The following is a 1,610-nucleotide window of genomic DNA, read 5'->3' on the forward strand; positions in this document are numbered from 1 at the left end:
GGGGGGATACACGGACCCCCTCGCTCACGCCCGGTCCTCGTACCCCCCGTGGATGCCTCCCGGAAGGGAGTAGTGGCCGTGTGGCGCAACCCGTGGTCCGGTCGTTCCGTCTGGGATGGCACGGACGGTCAGCGAAGCTACCTTGCCCCGAAGCGAAAGGAAAATCCCTCGCGCGCATCCTGAAAGGGATGCCCCGGATTCATCCGGGGGAGGACGTCACTCAAAGAAGCCGCAAAAGCTCCCGCACCTCCCGGGCCCGGTCCTTGGGCACCACCAGGACCTCGTCCCCCACCTTGGCCACCACCAGCCCGGAGACCCCCAGGGTGGCCACCACGCCCCGGTCGGCGTAGACCACGCACCCGAAGGTGTCCAGGGCCACGTGCCGCCCCTCCCCCAGGACCACGTTCTCGTGGGGGTCCTGGGAGAAGACCCGCTCCAGGGCCCGCCAGTTCCCCACGTCGTCCCAGGGGAAGCGCCCGAGGACCACCCGCAGGGCCTCCGCCTTCTCCATCACCCCGTAGTCAATGGAGATCTTGGGAAGGCCGGCGTAGACCCGCTCCAGAGGCTCCCCCCCAAGGAGGCGGGCGAGAGCCTCGGCGTGGCTCGGCAGGTGGCGGCGGAAGAGCCCGGCCATGGTGGCGGGGGCGAAGGCGAAGACCCCTCCGTTCCACACGTAACCCCCCCTTAGGTACTCCAGGGCCTTGGCGTAGGAGGGCTTCTCCACGAACCCCTCGCCCCGGTACCAAAGGCCCTCCTTAGGCCCCAGGCGGATGTAGCCGTACTCGGTTTCCGGGCGGGTGGGCCTGAGGCCTAAGGCCACCACATACCCCTCCTCCGCCGCCTCCAGCATGGCCGCGAGGGCCTCGCGGTAGGCCTCGTCGTCCCCCACGTAGTGGTCGGCGGGGAGAACCAGAAGGCGGTCCGCCCCCTCCTTCAGGGCCTCGGCCACCCCCAGGAGCACCGCCCCCGCGGTGTCCCGGCCCAGGGGCTCGAGGAGAAGCCGGACCCCGTCCGCATAGGGGCGGGCCACCGCCTCCTGGTCCCGGCGCACGGCAAGGAGGGTGCGCTCGGGGGGAACGAGGGGGGCGAGGCGTTCCAGGGTGGCCTCCAAGAGGGTCTTCCCCTCAAAGAGGGGCAGGAAGGGCTTGGGGCGGTCCTCCCGGGAGAGTGGTATCCTTCCTCGGGATGAGCGACGTGCCCATCCGCTTCGGCACCGAGGGTTTTCGCGGCGTCATCGCCCGGGAGTTCACCTTCGCCACCCTCCACCGCCTGGCCGAGGCCTACGGCCGCCACCTCCTGGAGCGGAGCGGCGGCCCTGAGGGAGCTCCGCCGACCGTGGTGGTGGGGCGGGGCAGCCGCTTCCTGGCGGACGCCTTCGCCCGGGCCCTTGCCGCCCACCTCGCGGGGATGGGCCTGAAGGTGGCCCTCCTCCAGGGCCCCGTCCCTACTCCTCTCCTTTCCTTCGCCGTGCGCCACCTGAAGGCGGCGGGCGGAGCCATGCTCACCGCGAGCCACAACCCGCCCCCCTACCTCGGGGTGAAGTTCAAGGACGCCACTGGGGGGCCCATTGCCCAGGAGGAGGCCAAGGCCATAGAGGCCCTGGTCCCCGA

The 1,610-nt window shown here is 71.1% G+C and carries 1 protein-coding gene and 1 pseudogene; one reads left to right on the forward strand and one right to left on the reverse strand.

The genetic code is table 11. The annotated features are described in order from the left end of the window. Window positions 1–220: 220 nt before the first annotated feature. Window positions 221–1,174: a mannose-1-phosphate guanylyltransferase gene (locus tag AC01Y6_RS10315; RefSeq protein ID WP_476671429.1), complete on the reverse strand. Its 954-nt coding sequence runs from the start codon at window positions 1,172–1,174 to the stop codon at window positions 221–223. Window positions 1,175–1,185: 11 nt separating this feature from the next. Between AC01Y6_RS10315 and AC01Y6_RS10320 the strand changes: the two are divergent. Continuing rightward, window positions 1,186–1,610: pseudogene (locus AC01Y6_RS10320) on the forward strand (phosphoglucomutase/phosphomannomutase family protein); the annotation flags it as partial.

This window comes from Thermus sp., from assembly GCF_056332225.1.